This is a genomic window from Nostoc sp. ATCC 53789, assembly GCF_009873495.1.
GTDB lineage: Bacteria > Cyanobacteriota > Cyanobacteriia > Cyanobacteriales > Nostocaceae > Nostoc > Nostoc muscorum_A.
The window spans coordinates 3,786,568-3,812,586 of sequence record NZ_CP046703.1 but is presented as its reverse complement, the minus strand read 5'-3'; the positions used below and the strand labels follow the sequence as shown (position 1 = coordinate 3,812,586).

The window sequence follows — 26,019 nt, the reverse complement described above, 5'->3', positions numbered from 1 at the left end:
GCGGCAGTAGGAGAGAAGAATGAATAATCAATAATAGCCAATACCCAATGCCCCATTCCCAATCTCTAATTTTGGAAATCCGGATTTTTTCTTGATTACAGACTACTATTTTTAGTCGCATAAACGCATAATAGAATAGTGACTGATCTGTTCGTACCTTTACAATCTCTCAAACAAGGTGACTGGTTCAAGCTCATCTGCGGAGCTAGCTTCCAGCATTTGCCGGCAGTCAGAAATTTAACGTTAGCCTATACTTTGGCGGGCGCTGACTGCATAGATGTTGCAGCTGATCCAGCAGTGATTGCAGCAGCGCAAGCAGGGCTACAAGTAGCTAAAACTCTAGCTCAAGATGCCCAACAGCGAGGCTTTGACTACAAAGGCAACTTACCCTTTTTAATGGTCAGCCTAAACGATGGAGAAGACCCCCATTTTCGCAAAGCAGAATTTAATCCTACTGAGTGTCCTAGAGACTGCCCTAGACCCTGTGAACGGATTTGTCCGGCACAAGCAATCGTATTTGACAATATCAAAGAAGATTTTTCAGGAGTAGTATCCGAAAAATGTTATGGCTGCGGTCGTTGCATCCCAATTTGTCCTTATGGTATAATTTATACAGCTTCATACGTGACAACGCCAGGAGCGATCGCGCCATTAGTAATGTCAACAGGAGTAGATGCCGTAGAAATCCATACACAAGTAGGGCGGTTGGCAGAATTTCAGCGATTGTGGCAGGCAATTTCACCGTGGGCCGATCAATTAAAGGTACTAGCCATTAGCTGTCCCGATGGCGAGGGGATGACTGATTACCTAAGAGCAGTGTATGACCTGATTGCCCCACTCAAAAGTGCTTTAATTTGGCAAACCGACGGTCGTTCTATGAGTGGCGATATTGGCGATGGTACGACAATAGCCGCAGTGAAATTAGGGCAGAAAGTTTTGGCAGCGAAATTACCGGGATATGTGCAGTTAGCAGGCGGCACAAATAGCTATACCGTTGCTAAGTTAAAGGCAATGGGACTGCTGAAGAGAGGGGGACAAGGAGGACAAGGGAGAAATTTCCCCTTGTCCCCCCCCTCTCCCTTGTCCCCCCCCTCCTCTATTTCCGGGGTCGCCTACGGTAGCTACGCCCGTGTACTGCTGTCACCAATTCTCGAAAAGTTAGAGAATAAGGAGGTAAGTAACACCAATATGAAGGCGACTATTTGCCTAGAAGAAGATGAAGTATTACTTTGGCAAGCTGTAGAACTTGCCCATTCTCTCGTTTCCCAAATCAAGTCATCTCAGAGAATGGAGAGTGAGCATTAATTAAGCATAATTACTAGGTACCAGAAGATACTGTAACTTATGTTTAATTTATGTTTGTATAGTCAAGGTAGGAGGTTTGAGCATTGAATGAGCGCTTGAGAACAGTTAGAAGCTGAAAGTATCTGATTTACTGTTGTTTCCGTCACCATAGAAAGCATGACGATTACAGACGATCTCCAAAAGTTATTAGACATTTTGCCCCAAGACCTGCAACAAGTACTAGAGAGTCATCCCAAACGAGATATTTTAGTAGAAGTGGTCTTGGATTTGGGTCGTCGCCCAGAGGCTCGCTTTCCTAATCAAGCTGAGTATCTGAGCGAAATACCCGTTACTCAAGAACAGATAGATGATTGCATTCAACGAGTCGGAATTTTTGGTGGAGATAATCGAGCAGGAATTGAGCAAACTTTGCATCGGATCAGTGCGATCCGCAACCGTACTGGTAAGATTATTGGCTTGACCTGTCGCGTTGGTCGGGCGGTATTCGGAACCATTGGCATGATCCGCGATTTGGTAGAGACTGGTAAATCGATTCTCATGCTCGGTCGTCCAGGTGTAGGCAAAACTACCGCCTTACGGGAAATTGCTCGTGTATTGGCAGACGATCTGCATAAGCGAGTGGTGATTATTGACACCTCCAACGAAATCGCTGGAGATGGTGATGTTGCCCACCCCGCCATTGGTCGCGCCCGGCGGATGCAAGTGGCTCATCCAGAACAACAGCATCAGGTGATGATTGAGGCAGTGGAAAACCACATGCCAGAAGTCATTGTCATTGATGAAATTGGCACGGAACTGGAAGCTTTAGCGGCTCGTACTATTGCTGAACGGGGCGTACAGTTGGTAGGTACTGCCCACGGGAATCAGATCGAAAATCTGATTAAAAACCCTACCCTGGCTGATTTAGTTGGGGGTATCCAAGCTGTGACGCTGGGAGACGACGAAGCCAGACGGCGAGGTTCTCAAAAGACTGTTTTGGAGCGGAAAGCCCCTCCTACCTTTGAAATTGCTGTGGAAATGTTGGAACGCCAACGCTGGGTAGTACACGAAAGCGTTGCTGACACAGTAGATAATCTGCTGCGTGGTCGTCAGGCTACCCCACAAACGAGAACCGTTGATGACCAGGGCAAAGTTGCGGTGACAAGGCAGTTAGCTGTTGTCAACGGTCGCGGTGGACAGTTAGGGACAGTGGAAGAATCTTTCCCACCGGCACGACCATCTAATGGCTGGCGTTCTTCAGGGCAAATGGTTGCACTACCGCAATTGCCTGTAGAACGAGTGACTGGACGTAGTGAGTTTGATCGATTGCTGGATGAATCCTTCAATTATTCTGAGAGCATTGATTTAGATGCTGCGACTAGACACCCAGGGCCAAATGGTGAAGATTTGCCACTGCACGTTTACCCTTATGGCGTTAGCCGCCATCAACTAGAACAGGTAATTAGCGTGCTAACTTTACCTGTGGTATTGACAAAAGATATAGATAGTGCAGATGCAATTTTAGCACTGCGATCGCACGTCAAAAACCACGCCAAATTACGCCAAATGGCCAAAGCCCGTCATGTCCCCATCCACATGATTAAGTCCAGCACCATTCCGCAAATTACCCGTGGCTTGCGGCGGTTGCTGAACATGGATGACCCAGAAATGACCGATGACCTCGAACTGCAACTGTTTTTGCACAGTGGTAGCGATGATGAGATGGATGCCTTGGAAGAAGCTAGACTTGCTGTTGAGCAAATTGTGATTCCGAAAGGACAGCCAGTTGAATTATTACCGCGTTCTCCCCAAGTCCGCAAAATGCAACATGAGTTGGTAGAACATTATCGCCTCAAGTCGCATAGTTTTGGCGAAGAACCAAATAGAAGATTGCGGATTTATCCAGCGTAACTTCTACCCCAACCCCTCTTTGCAGTGCAAAGAGGGGTAAAGGAACGAACCGCATTCGCGTTAGCGTCTCCCCTTGGGAGAAGGACGCAAAGAGCGCATTCGCGCAGCGTCTCGCAGAGAAGGAAGAAGGAAAAGAGAGAAATAAAAATTTGTGTTACCAAGCATTGTTGGCTTGCTTGATGGAATACTAGGAGACACTTGATGTCCTATAGAGAGTTTTCTTTAAGAAAAGTAAAACAAGACTTTAATCTCACCTTAGTAGAAGGTGGGCGATTTTTACCTTCTATAGAACCAATTTCACCTAGTCCCCTATTAGCTGAATTTTTAGCAGAAAGTATCCAGTTAGCAATTGCAATGGGTTCTGAGAAAGCTAGATCAGAATTGATTATCAGCCCAATATTGTTTGAAGTCAGAAAAATTCTCAACAGACAAATCAGTTTTTTTTCGGGAGAAGAATTTAACGTTGAACCAGAAGTGGGACTAGCGGGATTTTGCGACTTTCTGATTAGCGTTTCGCCAGAACAGTTATTTATTGAAGCCCCAGCAGTGGTAATTGTAGAAGCTAAAAAGGAAAATCTTAAAGGTGGTTTGGGACAGTGTATCGCAGAAATGATCGCCGCCCAAAGGTTTAATGCCAAATACGAAAAACCTATTGCTACTATCTACGGTAGTGTTACTAGTGGCAATCTGTGGACATTCCTCAAACTGGAAGACAGCACAGTTACTATTGATTTAACTGAATACTTAATTCCCCCAGTAGAGCAAATTTTAGGTATTTTGGTGTGGATGATTAGATCGCAATCAACTTGAAGCAGGATTTCGCTTTTGGAAGAAAGCTTATCTGAACCGTATTGCTACATAATTTACATATTTAGCAATGCCAAAAAACCCGGTCATGAAGACCAGGTTTTTGTGGGGCCATATTTCCCCAAGGCTAGTTATAGAAGTTATTTATAAATCAGTGTTCTGGTAATTACTACCAAACTTAGATTATCAATTTCGGAAAATTATCGCTTAATTATCAAAATTTTCTCTCACTCACGTGTGCGATGCCTGGTTTGGGCTACGCTTACGCTCATATCTGCTATTAACTTGATAGCAGTATGATCGCTCTCTACTGATTGAAATTTAGATCACAACGTCTGTCTGAGAATTTTGCTATTATTTGCTACTTTAAAATATATGCAAATAATTGAAATTTCTCCATTCCAAGCATTTCGCCGGAGTGTGACGACGGTGATGCAAGTAGTTCCAAAGGAACTACGCTATGTGGCAATTTTGACATTGTTGGGTGGTGCAGGCCCAGCGATCGCTATTTGGCTCAACAAAACGATCATTGATGAAATTACCCGTTTATTGAGTACGGGAACAACGCAGAATGCGATCGCCTTGATACTTTCCCAACCTCTGCTACTCTCCAGTCTTGCAGGTTCACTGCTGGTGAATTTGGTAAGTGATGCGATCGCTAACATCAATAGCTTTGTATATACTTCTCTGCGCGATCGCATTACAGGTTTTATTCAAGGACAAGTGATTGAGAAAGTTGCCACTTTTGAAGATATTGCCCTGTTTGAAACACCCGATTTGCTCAATTTGTTGCAGTTGACCGAAAAGGGAATGCAACGACTTCCAGAGCTTTGTGTCAGGCTTGTGATGATGCTAGAGGGAATTTTTATCTTCATCCCAGCCATACTGCTTTCGGTATCGCTTGCTTGGTGGATACCCCTAATTTTGTTTAGCTGCGTTACTCCTGCTATGTATGTAGAAAGGAAATACCGTAAGCAAGTTTGGAGGGTAGAAAAAACCCAAGCGAGTGTTCTTCGGGAAATGAACTTATATAAAACGGTTTTAACTGGAGAAATATACGCCAAAGAAATACGCTTGTTTAGCTTGCAACCCTTACTACTAGAACGTTGGCACGGACTTTACCGCACCATTTTTAGAGCAATGGAACAGATTCGCCGTCGGGGGACAACGGCGGTTATTAGTTGGTCTTTACTCAGTGGTTTAGGCTTTGCGTTACCTTATCTTTACGTAGTTCAGGGAGTGCTAGGTGGAACTCATACTTTAGGGGATTTGGCGCTTTACACTGGGGTAATTTTAGAAGTGCGTCGAAGTTTGGATAATTTGATGTCTGGCGGGTCAGAGTTGTATGATATTGCACTGGCAACAACGCCCATTTTCCAACTTTTGGAATTAGAACCGCAATTATCCGGTTCTCAGTCAAAGGCATGGGGAAAAGTCAAGGAATCGGCTGTTAACAATCAGAACTTTCAAAGAAATGGGAATCGGCAAGCTTTATCAAGTGAAGCATTGCAGACAGGTATTTGCATCAAAAATCTATCTTTTACCTATCCCAATAGCGATGCCTACGTCGGTAAACCACGCCCCATCCTGAAAAATATCAATCTAAAAATTCACCCCAACGAGATGATTGTATTGGTAGGTGAAAATGGTGCTGGTAAGACAACCTTAGCGAAGCTATTGTGTCGCCTTTATGACCCTAGCCAAGGTGCGATTATTTGGAATGGACAAGATTTGCGATCGCTCCCCTTAGAAGATTTGCGATCGCGGATTGATGTAGTTATGCAAGATTACGCTCGCTTTCCGACTACCGTGCGCGAAAATGTTGCTTTTGGGGATTTACCTAAAATGCAGGATGATGCCGCAATTAGGGAAGCGATCGCTGAGGCTGGTTTGGCTAGAGTAATTGAGAAGCTAGATCAAGGTTTAGAAACCCTTTTAGGCAAACAGCTAGAAGGTGGTATTGATCTATCAGGGGGACAATGGCAGAGATTAGCGATCGCTCGTGCTTTGTTGCGACTGTCTCCAGCCGAACTACTCATACTTGATGAGCCAACAGCAAACCTTGACCCTAAAACAGAACATGAGATTTACAACATTTTGCGTACCCTAGCAATGGGGAGAATAGCCGTTGTAGTCAGCCATCGTCTCGCCTTAGCAAAACTAGCAGACCGAGTAGTAGTCCTAGAACACGGTCAAATTATTGAGGTAGGCACTCATGATGAACTAATCGCATTAGGGGGACAGTATCACCTGATGTTTACTCGTCAAGCTAGTAGTTACAACTGAGCAGGGGGCAGGGGGAGCAGGGGAGCAGGGGGCAGGGAGCAGAGGAGTGTGGGGAGTGTGGGGAGTGTGGGGGGTAAGACTTCTTCCTCATCCTCCCACACCTCCCACACCTCCCACACCTCCCACACCCCTTGGATTTCTCACTTGTGAGAAATCCAGGCTAATGCCCAATCCCCAATCCCCAATTCCCAATTTTTATTCTGGTAACTTATATTGATCAACAATACGCTTGGCAAACTCTGGAACATGCTCTTCTAATTTCTCTGGATGATTTCGCTTTACATATAAATAATTGCGAGTAAAGTGAGAATCAATGGAAAAACGCGCATATTCCAAACCCTTGGGGCCGATTTTTTCGATCACCACACCCATCAATTTTGCCGCCCACATAGGGAGAGTCACCCCTTTATCGTAAGCGGGAATACTTTGCTGTACAGCTTCCTTGCGGTTGCCTTTAGACGTAACTGGTTGGGTGTCTAACTGGTCTTGCACCAAATCTAGCATTTCCTTACCAGTGTCATTTCTAACTACAATCCATTGCCAGCCGAAGGGTGCGCCCATGTAGCCAACAACTAAATCGGCTAGGGAGTTGACGTAATCAAAGCAACTCATACAGGATGGGGCAAAGACATCTTTAAGTTTGTTGGTCTTCAAGCCAAAGAAAGGCACTGTTTCTGATGAGCCATCCTCATGTTTGAAGTGAACTCGGAAGTCTTGCATGAATTCGTAATGCACAACTGTTTCTGGGGATCGGCTAGTTGTTTCTAAGAATTTTTGCAATCCGGCGCGGTTAACATTATCTACGCAGGGTGTACCCAAAACATACAGCTTTTCTAAACCCAGTTGTTTTTCTACGGCTCGTAGCGCCTGGATTTGGCAACCAACACCAATTACTAATAGCCGCTTCATCCCCGATTTTTCTATCTGTTCCAATACGGAAAGGTTAGGGGAAAGCGTTGGTTTATTTACCCGCGCTGCTAGTATTTCTTCTGGAGTACGGGCGATGATGGGCATGGGTTGAAAGCGGTCTTCTTTGGTGTTTTGCACACAGACGACACCTTCAACTAAGCCGCGATTGAGCATTTCAATCGCAATGCTGCTAACAATACCCGTCCATTGTGCGCCTTCGATGGGCTGCTGTTTTCGCGCCGCCATCATGTCTTGGTGGACACCAAAGTATAGCTCATCAGGGTTGTCGAGATGGCGCGATCGCGTGTGCGTTTCTTCTTCAAGTTCGCCTATTTGCTGATTAATAAAAGCGCAGGCTTCCTTGACATAGTGAATATAGTATGTATCGCATAGTCCGCACTCGCTACAAAGTTCTTTAGCAGGGCGGCGGCTGGTAGGTTTTAAGGCTTTGGCTTTTTTGTGAGGAGAAACTGAGGTCATATAAATTTTTTGTTTTATCCAGTAATCGCTTTTATTACAATACCTTTACTGGCTATGAATTCTTTCAACTCTCCTCCTCAAAAAGAAAGCACTCAGAAAGGGAAGAACTGGAGTAAGACTGAGCCAAGGCTTCCCAAAAAGTCAACAAAACTGGGTTTACCAGGGCTTACCTTATCATTTACAGGTGTTTGCAGTTCTTTAATAAAGGCTTGGGCTGTTTGTGTTCCAGGGCCATTGTTTTGGGATGTAAACAATTTTTCAGCAACTTGGGCATCTTGGAATGCACCTTGTCTATCTAGTATTTGGTAACGGGCGACACCACGAGCTAAATAAGCACCAGCATATTCTGGTTTAATAGCGATCGCTTGATTAAAATAACTGATTGCTTGCTGTTGGTTGCCTTTTTGACCTTCCGCTACACCCAAAGCATAAAATTCTTCTGGTGAAGCAATTTGTGATGGTATACCAACTGCACCTTGGAAGTTAGCACCATTCAAGTAAGCACCCTTCATTTCTGCATTTGCTAGATAAGTATTTCTCAAATCAGCACCCGCCAAATTTGCCCCGCTAAATTTAGCTTCGCTCAGATTAACACCAAATAAACTAGCGCCACTCAAGTTTGCACCCCGCAAATCTGCGCCGCTCAAGTTTGCACGGCTAAGGTTAGCACCTGTGAGATTAGCCCCGCTCAAATTAGCTCCAGATAAGTCAGCCATTACTAAACCTGCATTAGTCAAATCACAGTTTTGACATTGCTTGGTTGCCAATAATTGGCTAATATGTTCAGAATTTGCTGCTTGTACGCTTGTTGTCAAACTAATCGTGGTTAAAAATGCGGCTACACCTAGAATTCGGTTCTTCATATTCGCGTAATATTTCTTACTCAATATCCAACCTTGACTGAGATGGATTTATACCTCAGCATTATGATATGAGCAATCTTTACAATTTGACCTCTGTAGTTACCTATATCACTTGTAAATTTGGGTAAAAGGGTTATAAGTTAGGTTTAATACACCGTGTTTGCCAGGTATACCTTTTGTTGCGTCTGGCATACGATCGCATTTCTCTATTTTATAAACAAGCGATCGCATTGTAGAAAAATAACCAAGCTATGACTATCAAGCAAAATGATGTACCTTCACAATAGTTAAAAATGAGGTAACAACCCTAAACTCAGTGCAAAACATCTCTTTAAATCAAGCATCTGTGACATCCAAATAGTTAGGATTTCCTTTAAGAAAGTAAATCAGTGGAGCCGTATACAAGTCAAGGGGCAAAAAGAAAGATTTGCTTTTGTATTCCCCGATTTTAAATAAATATGAGACTATAGAAACATTAAAGCAGTCAGAAAAACGTGAGTCAGCAAGACAAAATCTTAGACAAAATTCTCTCTGGGACTTCTGATACAGACATCCCTTTCGCCCAACTGTGGCAACTCTTATATAAACTAGGCTTTGAAGAACGTATTCGTGGCGATCATCGTATTTTTTTCAAAGCCGATGTTGAAGAAATATTGAACCTGCAACATAAAAAAGGCAAAGCCAAAAGCTATCAAATTAAACAAGTTCGGGCAGTGATTATCAAGTATAAGCTAGGAAGTAAAAATGATGTTTCGGTATGAAATTATTCTCTACTGGAGTGAATTAGATCAAGCCTTTATTGCTGAAGTACCAGAATTATCAGGCTGTGCTGCTGACGGTGATACTTATCAAGAAGCCCTGCATAATGTAGAATTAGTTATACAGCAATGGATAGAAACGGCTAAAGATTTAGGGCGTTCAGTTCCTCAACCTAGACCACGTTTGATGTATATTTAATTGATACAAAAACCAAGTCAAACATAATCCGGTTCAGTTAAGAAAAGTTATAGGTTTGGTTAAGCAAAGCGTAAACCAACAAAGCCCCAGAAATGTTGGATTTCGTTCCTAGCCATTTCAAGGTGGCTGGTAAAACTCTTTTTTTTCTCTCTCTGCGCTCTCTGCGCCTCTGTGGTTAGAAAATTACTTTTAAACCGCAGAGGCACAGAGAACACAGAGTAAAGAGATTAAAGAGGAATTTTTTTACCTACCTTGAAAGGGCTGATTTCGTTCCTCAACCTAACTTACGCAATTTAAGGGTTTTGGCTCTAACTAAATCGTATTGAAATCAAAATATTTGACACCATCTACCATAATCGTATCTATAGCAATTCTGCATCATTCATGAAAAGTTAGATACCCGACTTCTCAAAAAATTTGGGTATCATGTAATTGAAAAAGTTAGCTACTAATGGCAACCTTACAAATTACCATGATATGTGATTTGTATTTGTCAGTACTATATTGAATAAGTTGCAGTCCAGAACGTTCTAATTCTTGCAAAAGCTTAGGCATTTCATATTTATGATGTCGCCAAATAGTAATTTCTTCACCTTCAGAGATTTCAATTTTTTTATCTATCCCCATCCGGCTGAAATTTATAGTGTAATCATGATTAAATCTCATATTAGCAACTATACTATCGGTTTTTAAATCATACTTTCTCACCAATTCGCAATCTTCAGATTCAATCCCAACCTTATTTTTAACCCATCCATATATTTCTTCTACATGATACTTACAGCCACCTCTGACGTTTCCATCCCATTTAGAGTTAGATCCAATTTCATTAGTGAACACTAAGAAATCATTTCTGCCCATGCTCTCTCTAAAGTTTTTGAATACCTTATCCCTATTTTGATGGTTTCCAATAGTAACACCTAAGTGTAAAAATATTTTTGCTGTATTGTCAATTTCAAGATCAGCTTTATTTTGAAATAAGGTTTTTGGTACACAATTATTTTCTATGTCAATTGTAGAACTGATAAATTCAACCTTGGGAAACCATTTTTTAAAATTATTTTTTGATAAATTCAGTAATTCTTCACTAATATCTAAGGCAACATATTTATTGACCTTATTTAATTTATTAAGTCTTTGAACAAAGTGTTTAACTGGATAAGAGTTTCCTGCACCGACATCTACTATATTGATTTTCTCGCCACTTTTAATATTGTCATTAAAATATTTAAAATTATTTTTTAAAAGCTCAATTTCTACATTGGATGTTCGATACCATCTAGGAATGATATATTTTTGATAAAAATCATCCCAAATTTTTGCACCTCTCCCTTTATAAGAATACTTTAATGGGATTTCTCGTCTCATTTCTAAAGCAAAAATGATTCCTAAAATTTCTTCTTCCGAAAAAATAGAGTAGAACTCAGAACTTGGCTTTGCTGTGCGACTGATAGCAGTTGACATCTCTGAGGAAACTTGGGAATTGTCATGAAAATTTTGAGCCATTATTCTTGTTCTTTGCTTTTCTTCGGTATTTGCTTGCCAAAGATGTATCTTCCCATGCCGTTGTCCCCAAATTTGAACCGAAATTTAAACTTTTCATCATAAATAGATTTCATATTCCCCATTGACCAGTTGTTTTTTTACAATCAAAGTGCGAGATAATTTTCCAAAGATAGAGGGGTGAATTCTAGTGGTTCAGCAACCAAAACTCCAGGAAACTTCGTCGATACAGTCAATGCAGCGTGTGCTGAAAAGTTTAAGCACTTACCGATGGACTTCGTTAGGAGCATTGGTCAGCCTGTTACTGTTGACGATCGCAAATGCCGTTACCCCACAACTATTTAGATGGGGAATCGATCAGGGTATTACCCAAAAAAACCTCCAAGTTGTGCTGTACAGCGCCGCCTGGATGGTACTCGCCGCGATCGCTCGTGGTTTATTTAACTTTGGACAAAGCTATTTAGCAGAAGCAGCCTCTCAGGGTGTAGCTTATGACCTGCGAAACAAGATTTTCAGCAAAATTCAAAATCTTAGTTTCAGCTATCATGACCAAGCGCAGACTTCCCAACTCTTAACCCGTGTCACCAGCGATATTGAGCAGATCCGTACCTTTGTTGGTACTAGCTTAATTCAGGTCATTGGTGGAGTTGTCACACTGGTAACTATTGCAGTAATTTTGCTGGTGATGAACTGGGAACTAGCACTGATTACCCTAACAGCAGTGCCCATATCAGCATGGTTGATGGCAAGATTTGTCGGTCGGAATAACAAACTTTTTCGCCAAGTACAAGAACAATTAAGCGACCTCAATGCCGTATTGCAAGAGAACTTGTTAGGAATACGGGTAGTGAAAGCCTTTGTCCGGGAATCAGCCGAAAGGTCGCGTTACACAACCCTAAATGATGGTCTAGTTAGGGCAAACATGAAGACCATTAGCGCCATCCATAATACCTTCCCCTTTATCTTTTTGCTGAGTAACTTTGTCACACTGGCAGTTTTCGGCTATGGGGGAGCGCAGGTAATTGGGCGTAGATTTTCTATTGGCGAACTGGTGGCGTTTAACTCCTATTTGGCGTTGATTCTCCAACCAATTTTGTTGATTGGATTTGCTGCACCTGCGATCGCTCAATCAGCCGCTTCTGCTGAACGAGTCTATGAAGTTGTCGATGCAGAAGTAGAAATTCGCGATCGCCCCGGTGCTGTTCCATTCGACACCTGCGTTGGTAGAATCACCTTTGAAAATGTTTCCTTTCGCTATCCAGGAGCCACCACTGAAACCCTCAAAGAAGTTTCCTTTGAAACAAAGCCCAAAGAGCTAATCGCCGTTCTCGGAATGACTGGTTCCGGGAAAAGCACAATTATGAACTTGCTTGCCCGTTTTTATGATGTTACAGGGGGAGCAGTTCGCATTGACGGACGAGATGTCAAAGATTTCACACTCAAAAGCCTGCGATCGCGAATTGGTATTGTATTTCAGGAAACCACCCTTTTCTCTGGCACAATCCGCGAAAATATTGCCTACGCTAAACCCGATGCAACCCTAGAGCAAGTGATTGAGGTTGCAAAAACCGCCCAAATGCACGATTTTATTATCAGTTTACCCGATGGCTACGAGACGATTGTGGGTGAACGGGGCGTAGGCTTATCTGGTGGACAAAAACAAAGAATTGCGATCGCTCGAACCTTACTAACCGATTACAGTATTCTGATTTTGGATGATAGTACCTCGGCCGTAGATGCCAAAACTGCTGCCCATATTCAAGCCGAACTAGATGGCTTAATGCGCCAAAAAGCTTGTACAACTTTTGTAGTAGCTCAACGCATTAGCACCGTCAAGAATGCCGATCGGATTTTTCTGATGGATAAAGGTCGATTAGTCGCCCAAGGCACTCACGAAGAATTGATGGAAACCAGCCCCCTCTACGGTGCAATTTTGGAATCTCAGGTAAAGGCGAAAGAAAAAAACGATGCAAAACTAAGATAAATAACTAATCCACTTCAGTTAAGTATTTCTTCCTTCTTTTACTTAGCGTCCTTTGCGTCCTTAGCGGTTCGTTAAAAAAATTGACTTTGACAAAGAGTTAAGCCTTAACTGAACCGTATTAATAAATAGTCTTGTTCGAGACTTTTATAACAACTAATTAAAAGCAAAGACCTTGTAATCCAAAATCGTTCGACTGAGCGAAGTCGAAGTCCAAAATCCAAAATTTAAAATTGCTATGAGAAGCACTATTCCCGTTGTTGCATCTGAGCAGGCGAGTAAGCAACTTTCTACCCTGCGGCGCTTTTTGCAATACCTGCTACTTTATCGCAAAGAAATTCCCATCGCCCTGACATTAGTATTTATTGGTGCTGTAACCCAGGCAATTGGGCCATTTTTCCTTGGTTGGTCAATCGATCGCCTAATTGAAAAAGGTAATTTACAGGGACTCCTACTGTTATTAGGTCTACTAGCGCTGAACTACGGACTTGGCGTTTTAGCAATCCGGGGTCAAATTATTCGAGTCGGCTGGATTATGCAGCGATTATTGGCTCAACTGAGGCAAGATATTTTTCTCAAAATCCAAAGTCTGCCCCTCAGCTTTTTCGATCGCAGCGAAGCGGGCGATTTAATGAGCCGTCTGCTGAATGATGTCAATACTGTGAATCAGGCATTTGGACTGACGATCGCCCAAATGCTAGGCAACATTTTCAGTTTGGTTGGTATCATCATTGCCATGCTCTCAATCAACCTGCAACTTGGCTTATTGAGCAACCTGGTTGTGCCACTGATGATTTTTACCACAAGTTTGTTTGCACGTTGGGCAAGAGCCAGGTTTCGCGTTACCCGACAGACCATTGGGGAGCTTTCCGCCAAGTTGGAAGAAGATATTGGCAGTGTCAGAGAAGCACAGGCATTTAATCGGGTACAGACAAACATCGCCCAATTTGACGTTCTTAACGCTGCTAATCGTGATGCCAACGTCGAAGCTGTAGCAATTACTTCGGCCTTTTTGCCCTCCATCGATTTTCTCAACACACTCGCAACCGCAGGTGTACTGGCTTATGGTGGCTATCTTGCCGTCACTGGGGCTGTAACAGTGGGCGTGGTGACATCCTTTTTACTTTACGTCCAGCAGTTCTTCCGCCCTATCCAGATTCTCAGCCAGTTTTACACCCAAGCTCAATCTGCCTTCGCCGGATTAGAGCGAATCTTTCTATTACTAGATGAACCGTCAGAACTCAAAGATGCACCCGATGCGACAGAAATGCCGCCGATTCAGGGGGAAGTGAGATTTGAGAATGTCAAGTTTGGCTATAACCCAGATCAATTGGTTCTCAAAGGGGTGAATTTGCACGCCTATCCAGGGCAGATGATTGCATTAGTCGGGCCGACCGGTTCGGGAAAAAGTACAATTATTAACTTGATTTTGCGCTTCTACGATGTATCTGGTGGTGCAGTAAAAATTGATGATATTGATGTGCGGAGTGTTACCCAAGCAAGTCTGCGCCGTCAAATTGGCATCGTTTTACAAGATAATATTCTGTTCAGTGGTACTGTCGCCGAAAACATTGCCTTTGGCGCTCCTCATACGACCCAAGCTGACATCGAAGCGGCTGCACAACTGGCAAATGTACATGAGTTCATTACCTCACTACCACAAGGCTATACAACCCAATTGGGTGAACGAGGAGCGCCCCTGAGCCAGGGACAACGACAACTGATCAGTATTGCTCGTGCGGTATTAATTAACCCACGAATTCTGATTCTTGATGAAGCCACCAGCAGCATTGACACGCGCACAGAAGCGCTAGTACAAAGTGCGATCGCTCGTTTGCTGCAAGGTCGTACCAGTTTCGTAATTGCCCACCGCCTTAGCACAGTTACCCAGGCAGATCAGGTATTAGTAATTCAGCAGGGACAAATTGTAGAGCAAGGTACTCACGCCGAACTCATCAATCGGCAAGGTGTATACGCCAACCTCTATGGTCTACAACTGGGTGCAGCAGCAGACACAACGGTTCTTCAAAACGAAAAGTAAAATATATGTATCTCAAATTTACCAATTGTCAGAAAAGGAATGAAGCTACCTAACCTCGATTCAGAAACTATAAATCGCATTATTGAGATGGCATGGGAAGATAGAACATCTTTTGATGCGATTGAGGCTCAGTTTGGACTGCTGGAGAAACAGGTAATTGCCTTAATGAGGCGTGAAATGAAAGAATCTAGTTTTCAGATGTGGCGAAAGCGAGTTACCAAACGCAATACAAAACATTTATCTAAGCGAGAATTTATTGCAGGTCGGTTTAAATCGCACAATCAAAAAACGTAACTAATTGAAAGTAAAATGACGAAAGTTACGCTCTATATTGCAGCTAGTTTGGATGGCTACATTGCTCGCAGCGATGGCGGAATTGATTGGCTATCAATCCTTGACATAGAAGAGGAAGACTACGGTTATGGTGCTTTCTACGAATCCATTGATGCTATTGTTTTGGGCAGCAATACTTATGGAGTGTCAAATAGTTATGAATGTTGATGAGTTATGAGTTAAAAAATTCCTTTAACTCATAACTCTTACTACGATGCCAATAATTGCCGAATCAATCTAGCTACAGCTTTTTGCGTGAAGCGGTTGGCAATTTGTTGACCTAAACGTTGTACATCGGAATTTACCAATAACTGAGAAATTTGAGTCGCAAGTTGCAGTGGGTCAAAGCCTCGTGTTTCTCGGAGAATACCTAATATATGTTTGATATGCTCTAAGGTTTGTTGTTGCTCAACTGTCGCTGCTGGAGTTTCATTAACTGCTGTCAATCCAACTCGTTCCCGTAAGAGAGAGGTGAAGTTATGCAAAACGTTTTTACTTAAAGCATCAAGTCCATTAACAGATTCATCTACTAGCTTGTCAAGAATGAAAGCACCACGTTCTGATGACAGAAATTCTATTCCCTGATTCAGCACTAAATTGAAGTCATAGTCTTGACTGTTACGTGCATTACGTAACAGGTTCTCTAAGCGATTCCAGCGAAATCTGCCATCTTTAAATAGCAAGTCTTGCAATGATGCTCTTAATTGCGGTGCTTGGTCTGTTAACAGGCGTTTAGAAACGTAGGGATAAGCTTCGCTGAGGACTTTAAAGGTGGGATCTATAAATATTGCAATCCCTTCGAGAGTAACGAGAGAACGAATAATTAAGGCGTAGTAGGGCGGTACGCGGAAAGGATACTCATACATCAAAGCCGATAGTTCATCGGTGATGCTTTTAATGTTAAGGTCGGCAACGCTGGCTCCTTGGGCATCAGCAAAGACTCTGGCAAAAGCTGGGATAATTGGTGTTAAATCGGTTTCTGGCGATAAGAAGTCTAATTTAACGTAGTCTTTTGCTAATCCTTCAAAGTCACGGTTGACGACGTGGACGATCGCTTCAATTAAACCATAACGCTGTGGTGGCTTAATTTCGCTCATCATTCCGAAGTCGAGATAAGCCAATTTGCCATCTGGTGTTGCTAATAAATTACCAGGGTGGGGATCGGCGTGGAAAAATCCATGTTCTAGCAACTGGCGCAAGGAACACTGGACACCCACTTCAATGAGATAACGAGCATCTATGCCTTGGGCACTAATTTCTTCTGTCTGAGTTAATTTAATACCGTTAATCCATTCCATCGTCAAAACGCGACGATTGGTATATTCCCAGTAAATTTTCGGTACGTAGATGTCTTTTATATGACCGTATAGCTCGAAAAATCTTTCGGCATTTTCACCTTCGTGAATATAGTCCATCTCTTCAAAGATGCGATCGCCTAATTCATCGAGAATCCCAACTAAATCACTTCTTACCCGTTTGACTGTTTTCTGCACCCAGGCGGCGATATTACGCAAGATATACAAGTCGATGGTGATCCGCTCTCTTAAGTCGGGGCGTTGGACTTTTACGGCAACTTCTTCACCAGTTTTTAGCTTACCTTTATATACTTGTCCCAAGGAAGCCGCAGCAATGGGCTGGGCCGAGAGTTCGGCGTAAACCTCTTCTGGAGGTGCGCCTAGTTCTTCTTTGATAAACTGGTAAGCAAGTTCGTTAGGAAAAGGTGGTAATTGGTCTTGTAGCTTAGTTAATTCTTCTAGATATACGGTAGGAACGAGATCCGGTCTAGTGGACAAAGCTTGTCCAATTTTGATATAAGCAGGCCCCAGTTGAGTCAGCAATACTCGAAGCTGAGTAGCTCGGCGGCGGTCATTTTTGACGACAATTCCCCGTTTACTATCCGACCACAACCCAAAAGCAAAGGATAAAGTCGGCCCCAACACGGCGAAAATCCGCCGTAAAACTTGCAGGGGTCTGTTTTGATAATGCTCCGCTATGCTCACGGGATCGTAAAGCGTCTCAGGTTCGGCTGTTGTCCGAATCTTTTGGGCTGCTAAGAGTCTTGGCGATCGCACAACTAAGCTCGATGTACCATTTTCTTCTGGCACTATATCTATAACGTCCAGTTCACCTCGGCTATTTGTGCCGTTGCTACTGTCCTCCTGAATCGGTCGGGAACTAGGGGGAAGTGTCTTAACAATCATGAAAAAGGCCACCAGTCAGAACGATCACATTAAGTATTGTAACAATATCTTTACGAATTGGGTATTAGAAATGGGGCATTGAGGATTAGAAATTAGCAGGGTTCAACTAATTTTTCTATTACCCATTATCCATTACCCATTACTCAAAGGTTTGCTACACTTAAACGGGCATACTAGTTCAATAGTATTAGGTATTGCTAGTTAGCTGAAAAATCATACTTATTGTCCTGTAAATTAGAAGTATCCGGCATCTGCCCTTATGGAGAATTTGGCTTGATGTTGCTTTGCCTGCGAATTGAAAACTTTGCCTTAATTGACCAACTGGAATTGGAATTTGGCGCGGGACTAAATGTGCTGACAGGTGAAACCGGCGCTGGAAAATCGATTATTTTGGATGCCATTGATGCTGCTTTAGGCGGTAAAGTCTCTAGTCGAGTCATTCGCACAGGGACAAGTCGAGCGATGGTAGAAGCAACTTTTACCTCAAATGCTCCCCTAGCAGCTTGGTTGACTGAACAAGAAATAGATTTGCTTGATGAAAATTCCGTAGTTATTAGCCGAGAAATCACAGCCACTGCTACTAATATCCGCAGTCGATCGCGGGTGAATGGCGTGTTGGTAAATCGGCAGATTATGGGAGGAATGCGCGATCGCTTAGTAGAGATCACAGCCCAAGGCCAAACGGTACAAGTGGGGCAATCTGCTCAAGTCCGCGACTGGTTAGATTTATATGGCGGCGACTCTTTAATGCAGCAGCGTCATAAAGTCGCTACGAGTTTTAATACTTACCAACAGGCGCATTTAGCATTAGAAAAACGCCGGACATCAGAACGGGAACGGTTGCAACAACTAGATTTGCTCACTTATCAAGTGCAGGAATTGGGAGCAGCTAATCTCAGCGAACCCAATGAATTGGAACAGTTGGGACAAGAACGGGAACGCCTGAATCATGTCGTCGATTTGCAACAGATGAGTTACAAGGTTTATCAGGCTTTGTATCAAAACGATCATGAAACCCCAGCCGCAGGAGATTTACTGGGAGATAGTGAGGCGATATTAAATGACATGGTGGAGTACGATACCCAGCTGCAACACCTTTTGGAATTGGTTAGGGACGCGCAAGCTGCGGTAATGGAAGTGGGAAGACAAATTAATGCTTATGGGGACGGTTTGGAAGCCGATCCACAGCGATTGGAAGAGGTGGAAGAAAGGATTCAAGAATTAAAGCAAATTTGCCGCAAGTATGGGCCGACACTTACCGAAGCGATCGCTTATTACCAACGTATCCAAGAGGAATTAGCCCAGCTTAACGACAGCGAACAATCTATTGAAAAATTAGAACAGCAAGAAAAAGCGTGTTTTGAAAAACTCACCCAAGCAACTAATCAGTTAACTCAATTGCGGAGTAAGGCAGCTGCTAATTTAGAATCACGTTTAATAGCTGAACTCAAGCCTTTAGCGATGGAAAAGGTGAAGTTTCTGGTTGAGATAGTACCTGCTTTTCCCACTGTTATGGGAGCAGATAAAATTACCTTTACATTTAGTTCTAACCCTGGAGAACCACTGCAACCTTTAACAGAAGTTGCCTCTGGCGGGGAAATGAGCCGCTTTTTACTGGCGCTGAAAGCTTGTTTTTCTCAGGTTGATGTGGCTGGGACAATGGTTTTTGATGAAATTGATGTCGGGGTTTCGGGAAGAGTCGCCCAAGCGATCGCGGAAAAATTACACCAGCTAAGTCAACGCAATCAGGTATTATGTGTTACCCACCAGCCTTTAGTTGCGGCAATGGCCGATCAGCATTTTCGCGTCGATAAGCAAACTATCAATCAAGGCAAAGGTAAAAAAGCTAACAATGAGAACGCTGAACAGCGTACCGTTGTTAGAGTTACGACCTTGGATAATTTAACCAGTCGCCGGGAAGAATTAGCGCAGTTAGCTGGTGGTAAATCTGCAAGTGATGCGATCGCTTTTGCTGAATCTCTTTTACTACAAGCTGCTAACCACCGTCAAAAAATTAAAAATTAAAGATAAATCACTGGTCTGTCAACTTAGTTTTGAGCGTTAAAGGAACGAACCACAAAGAACGCATTCGCGTAGCGTCTCGTAGAGAAGATAAGGAAAAGGAAAATAAGAGAAATTGAAAACATAAAAACCTTAACCTGTGTAGGTTGGGGAGCCACTGCGTTGGGTGGGTTTTAATACTTTTCGGTTAAACCCAATAATCTCTCTTTTGGTCTGGGGAAAGGTTAAAGGGTAATGGGGAAAGGGAAATTCAAACCCTTTCCCTTTCCCCTTTCCCCCTTAACCGAAAAGTATTGGGGTGGGTTTCCCGAAGCTACGCTCTTAGCGTTCCCGCAGGGTAGCAAGTGGTGTTTGAGGAACGTAACCCAAGACAAGCGTTCATTGTTGGGTTTCACTTCCCTACGGAACGCTACGCGAACGTTCAACCTAAGCGTATTGGGATATGACCATCTAGAGGGATTTGTTAACCTAGTATACGGTTCGTTTAAAAAGATGTGTAGGGACAATTTGTCAAGTCTCATGCATACCAATTTAAATAAGTTTAACCTGCAAATTGCAGTAGAAAAAGTATCTAAATATTTGACATAAGCATCTAAAGATTTTTCATTGTAAAAATAACTTAATTTTTATATATTTTTTCAAGTAACTAGCGTTAATTAAAGGTTTTTTGGAAAGTAAATTTTATGAAACCACTATACAATACATTCCAAAAATATCAAGATTAGCAATTAAAAAAACAAAACAAAAGTTACTAAGAAAGCTTAATTATGCTTCCTTAGTATTTCTTGATTACACAAAATTTATCTACTAATAGGAGGATTGACTCTCATGGCATTTGATACAAATTCCTTTCCTGTTAACGCCTTGGATAGTCTTTATCCTGGCAACCTCAGCGATCCGTTTGCACCTGGAGGAGCATTCGGCATACCAACGGCTGCTAGCTTCGACCTTGCTGAGTATGGTATTCCAACTGATGGCAACTTTAATTTGGGTAGCTTTGGCATTCCAAATGAGGGCGGCTTTAATTTGGGTAATTTTGGTATTCCAAGTGAAGGCGGCTTTAATTTGGGTAGTTTTGGTATTCCAACTGATGGCATTATCCCAAATTTTGGTGCTAATGCGGGCGGGGGAGGTTTCCCAATTTTTTAGTACCAACTCTATAACTTTTAGGGCAAATTGAAGTTAGATATAATCTCAAAAATTTGAGTTTTTCTATCTTTTAATTACGCAATCTGCAACTTTCGCTAAACAAAAATCCCACTCTATGCAAAAGCTACGAGATTGTGATTCTTATCTTTTGCTGCGGTGGGACAAATATTATCTATGAAAAATAGATAAGTATTTCTATTTATACTCTTGCAAAGCTCCTAACTTACGAATTCCTGGCCAAATCATTGCCGTAGCAATTACCACCACAATTGTGCCAATTCCACCACCCACAACGGAAATCACCGGGCCAAATAAAGCAGCAGTCAAGCCGGACTCAAAGCCCCCCAACTCATTGGAGGCACTAATAAACACGCTATTAATAGCAGCAACTCGACCACGCAAATGATCGGGTGTTCTGATTTGAACCAATGTATGGCGAATCACAACGCTAATACTATCCAGTGCGCCACCAAGAATCAGCATTAACATAGATAGCCAAAAGGAACGAGAAAGTCCAAAGATAATTGTTACAACCCCAAAGCCAACCACTGACCACAATAAGGCTGGGCCTGCTTTGCGTAACGGTGGTAAATACGCCAGGGTAATCGCCATAGTCAAAGCACCGATGGAATGGGCTGCTTGTAGATATCCCAACTCCACTGGCCCCACGTGTAAAATATCTTTGGCAAAAATCGGGAGAAGCGCGATCGCACCACCCAACAATACTGCAAACATATCTAATGTGATTGCTGCTAAAATCAGCTGATTCTGCCAAACAAATTTAGCGCCAGCTGCAAGCGCTTGGAGTGAGATTGGCTCAGTTGAGCGAATAACTTTTTGCTCTTTAATCGCCAGCGTTAAAATAAAACACAGCAACGCTGCGATCGCTGCTAATACATAAACTCCTGTAGCACTTCCCAATAGCGCAATCCCGAATCCCCCGAAGGCTGGGCCGATAACTGCGGCTAACTGAAAGCTACTACTATTCCAAGTGGCTGCATTGGTGAAAGCTGTGACAGGTATCAATTGCCACATCAGAGCATCACTGGCAGGTTTGAGGAATGCCCTAGCAACACCTGTTAATACCAAACAGGCGTAAATTAGAAAAATTGCACCTTGAGTATAGGAAAGAACTGCTAAAGCCAGCGAGCAGAGGGCTAGCAGTATTACCGACAGTAACATGGTGAGTTTGCGATCGCGGCGATCGGCAACATCTCCGGCAATTAAGGTAAGAATAATCATTGGTAGGACTTGCGCCAGTCCTACACCACCTAAAGCGATCGCTGAGTTAGTCCGCTCATAGAGTTCCCAGCCAATCGCTACAGTTTGCATTTGCGACCCCACGAACAGCACCAGCCGTCCAATGGTAAATAGCCGATAGTCTCGAAACTTAAAGGCTGCAAAGGGATCGTGTTCTGCAACCTCAAAGTTATGGGGCTTTGAGTTCTGTTTTTTCGAAGACATTTTTTAGTAGAGTTAAGCCTTCTTCAATGTTGGAAATTTGGTCTTCTGAAAGACCTGTCAGTAAATCGGTAATATGAGCGCGAGTTTGATCTTGGGATTGCTTAAGATGGTGTTTTCCATCTTCAGTTAAATTGAGCAGCACCCGCCGCCGCTCTTGAGGATGAGCAATCCGTTTCACGAAGTCGCGTTGTACCAAGCGTTCTATGGTTGCTGATGCCGTGGCAGAGGTGACACCTAAATGCTCTGCCAGATCAGATAATGAAGCCCCAGGATTGCGGTTGATAAATGCTAGCGATCGCAATTGAGGTATAGATAAAAAAGCGGCACTATGGGCACGCATATCCGCTCGGATAAACCGCATCACTAATGGAACTGTCTCCATTACTCTAGCGGCACATTCTTCGGAAGTTGCACCTTGATTAGGTTTATCCAAGGTCATGGGCTTGTTGTTCTCCTAGTTACATGGCCACCCGTGGATAAAGTTTTCCACCAAGGATGGCCAAAATGATTAATGTGAATAAGAGAATTGTACAATCCAGACCAAAGCCATAGATGCTAGTGCCATTCAACAGCATCGTGCTGCGTAAGCCGTCAACCAGATAAGTCAACGGATTTAAATGAGAAATGAACTTTAACCAACTGGGCATCAAAGAAATCGGATAGATGGCATTGCTAGCAAAAAATAACGGCATCGTTAACAATTGTCCAATACCCGTCATCCTTTCTCGGCTTTTCACCAAACAGCCAATAATTAATGAGAAAATACAAAAAGAACCCGCTCCCAGTATGACTAGCAGCAGTACTTGGAGAATAGCTAGGGGATGAAGATTTAGTTTGACACCTAATAAAAATGCTAATCCGTAAATGAATATTACCTGAGATAAGCACCTCACCCCACACGCCAGGGCTTTGCCCAACACCATCGCCACACGAGGCGTAGGACTAGCTAAAAATTTATGGACAATGCCTAAATCTCGCTCCCAGATTAGCGTCATTCCACCACTAAAAATTGCCACAAACAAAATACTCTGAGCCAAAATGCCAGCAGAAATGAAGTCCAAATAGGGTAAGTTCCCTGTAGGAATCGCGCGAGTTCGGGAGAAAACTTGCCCAAAAATTAGCAGCCATAAAGCTGGTTGCACAGCCCGAACGACTAAATCAGTGGGATCGTGGCGGAGTTTACGGATTTCCAATTCAGCGATCGCCAGGGTTTTCGTAACTAACTCTTTAATTGCAGAGATCAAATTTACTCGGACAGTGGGTGGTGCTTTAACCCAACCGTTGAGCAGTACGTCTGGTTCTTGCTGTGTCACGGTAGTTGACTCCTGATGTTAGCTGGTCGCCTGTATAGTGAATAAAGACATCATCCAAAGTTGCATTTGGGTTATCTAAAGAAGCTTTTAAATCGCTCGGTGTACCTGTGGTAACGACTTCACCTTGCTGCATAATCGCCACTCGATTACATAAGCTATCCGCTTCTTCTAAAAAGTGGGTTGTTAAAAATATAGTTGTGCCGTAATCAGCACAGAGTTGTAATACAAGCTGCCATACTTGAGTTCGAGCGATGGGATCTAGTCCGACAGTCGGCTCATCAAGAAACAAAATTTGGGGTTGATGTAGAACTGATATGCCAATTTCCAGCTTGCGGATCATCCCACCAGAGTAGTTTCGTACCAAGCGTTTTGCCGCATCTTGCAAACCCATGTATTCTAGAATTTCATAGATGCGGCGATCGCGTCCTTTGGCAGGTATTCCATACAGCTTGGCGAAGATTAAGAGATTTTCGTAACCCGTGAGACTACCATCAGCAGAGAGCGCCTGGGGTACATAGCCGATAGCCCGTCTCACAGGATTGGGTTGACGAGTCACATCATAGCCAGCTAAGGTTGCTTTCCCTGCACTGATAGGCAGCAAGGTTGTCAACATCTTAAGAACTGTACTTTTCCCTGCACCATTGGGGCCAAGTAGTCCAAATACTTCGCCCTGTTCTACAGATATGCTCAGATTATTAACTGCGGTTAACTTACCAAAACGGCGTGTGAGTCCCTGAGTTTGCAAAATCAACGGTTTTGGTTCGCTAGCAGGTTGCGATCGATTTATTTTTCCCGTCAGTATTGTCACAAGTTTGATGCACTTCTATTAATTAGTAAATCTAACTATTAGCTTCTCAATAGATTTACCAGAAGTCAATAGACTTCTGGCATAAAGTTGAATCAGAGTAAAAAGAAACTCAGTAGAGTGGCGGCGAAGTTATTGATGGGCGAAGTATCACTGACAATGATCACAGTCTACCCATCGCCCGCAAGTTTTCTATATCTTGGTCAAAATCCTCGACCCCATAATGCACTGAAATTTGACGACTTGCGAGTAGATGCTGAAATGCTATACGGTTTATCCCTGCAAACCGACTGGCTTGAGCAAGGGTTAACTTTTCTTTTTGAAAAAGCATCACCGCAATTTCCTGCTTCATTTCGCCTTCAGTCATCCCAGTTGCGGTTAATATTTCGTTAGGAATGACGACGTTCATAATTACAATCCTTTCTATCACTACTATTCTAAGCAGCTTCAAACTCTTTGTTGCTGATTTGGTATACAGCGAAATGCCACTAGTGTTAATACTGTTACAATTTTGGTAACAATTGTGCTGTAGTAATAGGTATCGTGTACCAGATTATGAGAAATTGATTTATGAATTTTGAAGATATTACCAATAAAGCTGTTGAAAAAGGTGTAGAAACTGCTGTAGAAAAAACTTTGGGCGTTAAAGACCTAAAGACGGTAAAAGCCGTTGTAGAGACCGGTGCGGCCGCAGGGGCTGCTGTCAGTGCTGCTACAGGGTTATCTGTTGCAGCAACTTCAGGGGCAGGAATCACTTCCGGTCTAGCTGCGGCAGGTGGTGTGGTTGGTGGTGGTATGGCGGCTGCTCCTGCTGTATTGGCAGCAGGCCCAGCTTATGCTGGAGCAAAAATAATGAATGAAACTTTCTTCAAAGACCAACCGGATTTGTCCAAGGAAGAACGTGAAGCTCGTGCAGCTGCAAGAACAGCTACAAATATTGGGGCTGCTGCTGGTGTAGCTGGTGCTGGTGCTGTAACAGTAGCTGCTGGTGCTTCTGGTGCTGCAATTATGAGTACTCTTGCAGGTATCGGTGGTGTTGTTGGGGGAGGTGCGATCGCCGGTACTGCGATAGTTGCTGCTGCACCTGTTGCTGCTGCGGCAGCTATTGGATACGGGATATACAAACTTTTCGGCGGCGGTAAGGAATAGCATTAACTCTGTTAAAAAAGTTGAATAAAATTCAATAAATATACCCTTGCTATAAATTCAATGTATAATATGTAGTAAGGAAATAGAATTGAAGTGCCTGTGTATTTTAAGCGCAAATAGCCCCTTGGCTGTAAAACTTAATTTGCACAGGCATTTTCTATGTTTATATTCCCTAAACTCCATTACCTACTCTAAAAATAAAAATTATGTCTAACTCGGCCAATCTTATCCCAAATGCAGAAAATGCAGTCGTTGATATTCGTAAACTGCGTGATTATTGCCTCAATCCAGAACATGATGAAGGGAAACATAAAGCTCGCGTTTTTTGCTCAACTCTAGGTATAACAGCTGACGATGCTGAAGAATTGCGCCAGATTATTCTCAAAGTTGTCAAAACTCATCAAGTTCGCTTGGGACGACGCGATGAATTTGGACAACGCTACACTCTAGATTTCACGTTGGAATGGCAAAATAGAAGTGCAACCATTCGGAGTGGTTGGATTATCGAAGAAGGTTTTAATTTCCCAAGATTAACAACCTGCTATCTGCTGTAAATATTTG

The 26,019-nt window shown here is 42.9% G+C and carries 23 protein-coding genes; 14 read left to right on the top strand and 9 right to left on the bottom strand.

Going from position 1 to position 26,019, the window contains the following annotated elements; all coding sequences use genetic code 11:
* Positions 1–138: 138 nt before the first annotated feature.
* The 4 genes from GJB62_RS15715 (at position 139) to GJB62_RS15700 (ending at position 6,288) form a co-directional block, all read left to right on the top strand.
* A complete protein-coding gene (locus GJB62_RS15715; protein ID WP_114083108.1) occupies positions 139–1,305 on the top strand; it encodes a circadian clock protein LdpA in 1,167 nt (388 codons plus the stop codon).
* A gap of 156 nt (positions 1,306–1,461) precedes the next feature.
* Positions 1,462–3,195: a R3H domain-containing nucleic acid-binding protein gene (locus tag GJB62_RS15710; RefSeq protein WP_114083107.1), complete on the top strand. Its 1,734-nt coding sequence runs from the start codon at positions 1,462–1,464 to the stop codon at positions 3,193–3,195.
* A gap of 201 nt (positions 3,196–3,396) precedes the next feature.
* Complete coding sequence (locus GJB62_RS15705; protein WP_114083106.1) at positions 3,397–4,005, top strand: hypothetical protein; 609 nt, start codon at positions 3,397–3,399, stop codon at positions 4,003–4,005.
* Between the two features lie 372 nt (positions 4,006–4,377).
* Positions 4,378–6,288 (top strand): ABC transporter ATP-binding protein, encoded by a 1,911-nt coding sequence (locus GJB62_RS15700; protein WP_114083105.1) that lies wholly within the window; start codon positions 4,378–4,380, stop codon positions 6,286–6,288.
* A 195-nt stretch (positions 6,289–6,483) separates the two neighbouring features.
* On the opposite strand, the gene GJB62_RS15695 is transcribed toward GJB62_RS15700, so the two are convergent.
* Both GJB62_RS15695 and GJB62_RS15690 read right to left on the bottom strand, forming a co-directional pair.
* Positions 6,484–7,677 carry a Coenzyme F420 hydrogenase/dehydrogenase, beta subunit C-terminal domain gene (locus GJB62_RS15695; protein WP_114083104.1) on the bottom strand — a complete coding sequence of 398 codons (1,194 nt, stop codon included), beginning with the start codon at positions 7,675–7,677 and terminating at the stop codon, positions 6,484–6,486.
* A 92-nt stretch (positions 7,678–7,769) separates the two neighbouring features.
* A complete protein-coding gene (locus tag GJB62_RS15690; protein ID WP_114083103.1) occupies positions 7,770–8,540 on the bottom strand; it encodes a pentapeptide repeat-containing protein in 771 nt (256 codons plus the stop codon).
* 494 nt (positions 8,541–9,034) lie between these two features.
* Between GJB62_RS15690 and GJB62_RS15685 the strand changes: the two genes are divergently transcribed.
* Both GJB62_RS15685 and GJB62_RS15680 read left to right on the top strand, forming a co-directional pair.
* Positions 9,035–9,301, top strand: a complete 267-nt coding sequence (locus GJB62_RS15685; protein ID WP_114083102.1) for a type II toxin-antitoxin system HicA family toxin — start codon at positions 9,035–9,037, stop codon at positions 9,299–9,301.
* Positions 9,285–9,497: a type II toxin-antitoxin system HicB family antitoxin gene (locus GJB62_RS15680; protein WP_114083101.1), complete on the top strand. Its 213-nt coding sequence runs from the start codon at positions 9,285–9,287 to the stop codon at positions 9,495–9,497. Before GJB62_RS15685 ends, GJB62_RS15680 begins: the two co-directional genes overlap by 17 nt.
* A gap of 441 nt (positions 9,498–9,938) precedes the next feature.
* Here GJB62_RS15680 and GJB62_RS15675 read toward each other — a convergent pair whose 3' ends face one another.
* On the bottom strand, positions 9,939–11,003 hold the full coding sequence (locus tag GJB62_RS15675) for an L-histidine N(alpha)-methyltransferase (protein ID WP_181852874.1): 1,065 nt from the start codon (positions 11,001–11,003) through the stop codon (positions 9,939–9,941).
* A 187-nt stretch (positions 11,004–11,190) separates the two neighbouring features.
* Here GJB62_RS15675 and GJB62_RS15670 point away from each other — a divergent pair, with 187 nt between their 5' ends.
* From GJB62_RS15670 to GJB62_RS15655, 4 genes are all read left to right on the top strand, one after another.
* The gene (locus GJB62_RS15670; RefSeq protein ID WP_114083099.1) at positions 11,191–12,984 is read left to right on the top strand and encodes an ABC transporter ATP-binding protein; all 1,794 of its coding nucleotides are present in this window, start codon (positions 11,191–11,193) and stop codon (positions 12,982–12,984) included.
* A gap of 235 nt (positions 12,985–13,219) precedes the next feature.
* Positions 13,220–15,022: an ABC transporter ATP-binding protein gene (locus tag GJB62_RS15665; protein WP_114083098.1), complete on the top strand. Its 1,803-nt coding sequence runs from the start codon at positions 13,220–13,222 to the stop codon at positions 15,020–15,022.
* A gap of 39 nt (positions 15,023–15,061) precedes the next feature.
* Positions 15,062–15,316 carry a TIGR03643 family protein gene (locus GJB62_RS15660; protein ID WP_114083097.1) on the top strand — a complete coding sequence of 85 codons (255 nt, stop codon included), beginning with the start codon at positions 15,062–15,064 and terminating at the stop codon, positions 15,314–15,316.
* 15 nt (positions 15,317–15,331) lie between these two features.
* On the top strand, positions 15,332–15,523 hold the full coding sequence (locus GJB62_RS15655) for a hypothetical protein (RefSeq protein ID WP_245245946.1): 192 nt from the start codon (positions 15,332–15,334) through the stop codon (positions 15,521–15,523).
* Positions 15,524–15,564: 41 nt separating this feature from the next.
* Here the strand turns inward: GJB62_RS15655 and GJB62_RS15650 are convergent, their stop codons facing one another.
* Complete coding sequence (locus GJB62_RS15650) at positions 15,565–17,556, bottom strand: AarF/ABC1/UbiB kinase family protein (RefSeq protein WP_114083096.1); 1,992 nt, start codon at positions 17,554–17,556, stop codon at positions 15,565–15,567.
* Positions 17,557–17,832: 276 nt separating this feature from the next.
* Between GJB62_RS15650 and recN the strand changes: the two genes are divergently transcribed.
* Together recN and GJB62_RS15640 are read left to right on the top strand one after the other, a co-directional pair.
* Positions 17,833–19,581, top strand: coding sequence for a DNA repair protein RecN (recN, locus tag GJB62_RS15645; RefSeq protein ID WP_114083095.1), 1,749 nt, complete (start codon positions 17,833–17,835; stop codon positions 19,579–19,581).
* 825 nt (positions 19,582–20,406) lie between these two features.
* Positions 20,407–20,727, top strand: a complete 321-nt coding sequence (locus GJB62_RS15640; RefSeq protein ID WP_114083093.1) for a hypothetical protein — start codon at positions 20,407–20,409, stop codon at positions 20,725–20,727.
* Positions 20,728–20,922: 195 nt separating this feature from the next.
* Here the strand turns inward: GJB62_RS15640 and GJB62_RS15635 are convergent, their stop codons facing one another.
* The 5 genes from GJB62_RS15635 to GJB62_RS15615 all read right to left on the bottom strand — a co-directional run bounded on the left by GJB62_RS15635 (position 20,923) and on the right by GJB62_RS15615 (position 24,718).
* Complete coding sequence (locus GJB62_RS15635; RefSeq protein ID WP_114083092.1) at positions 20,923–22,191, bottom strand: MFS transporter; 1,269 nt, start codon at positions 22,189–22,191, stop codon at positions 20,923–20,925.
* Positions 22,157–22,630: a MarR family transcriptional regulator gene (locus GJB62_RS15630; protein ID WP_114083091.1), complete on the bottom strand. Its 474-nt coding sequence runs from the start codon at positions 22,628–22,630 to the stop codon at positions 22,157–22,159. The genes GJB62_RS15635 and GJB62_RS15630 overlap by 35 nt, the downstream gene beginning before the upstream one ends.
* Before the next feature lie 19 nt (positions 22,631–22,649).
* The gene (locus GJB62_RS15625; RefSeq protein ID WP_114083090.1) at positions 22,650–23,504 is read right to left on the bottom strand and encodes an ABC transporter permease; all 855 of its coding nucleotides are present in this window, start codon (positions 23,502–23,504) and stop codon (positions 22,650–22,652) included.
* Positions 23,461–24,312, bottom strand: coding sequence for an ATP-binding cassette domain-containing protein (locus GJB62_RS15620; protein WP_114083089.1), 852 nt, complete (start codon positions 24,310–24,312; stop codon positions 23,461–23,463). The genes GJB62_RS15625 and GJB62_RS15620 overlap by 44 nt, the downstream gene beginning before the upstream one ends.
* A gap of 160 nt (positions 24,313–24,472) precedes the next feature.
* Positions 24,473–24,718 (bottom strand): UPF0175 family protein, encoded by a 246-nt coding sequence (locus tag GJB62_RS15615; RefSeq protein ID WP_114083145.1) that lies wholly within the window; start codon positions 24,716–24,718, stop codon positions 24,473–24,475.
* Positions 24,719–24,879: 161 nt separating this feature from the next.
* On the opposite strand from GJB62_RS15615, the gene GJB62_RS37050 reads away from it, so the two are divergent.
* A complete protein-coding gene (locus GJB62_RS37050) occupies positions 24,880–25,458 on the top strand; it encodes an RNA polymerase subunit sigma-24 (RefSeq protein ID WP_181852873.1) in 579 nt (192 codons plus the stop codon).
* Between the two features lie 206 nt (positions 25,459–25,664).
* Positions 25,665–26,012 carry a DUF6883 domain-containing protein gene (locus tag GJB62_RS15605; protein WP_114083088.1) on the top strand — a complete coding sequence of 116 codons (348 nt, stop codon included), beginning with the start codon at positions 25,665–25,667 and terminating at the stop codon, positions 26,010–26,012.
* Positions 26,013–26,019: the final 7 nt, after the last annotated feature.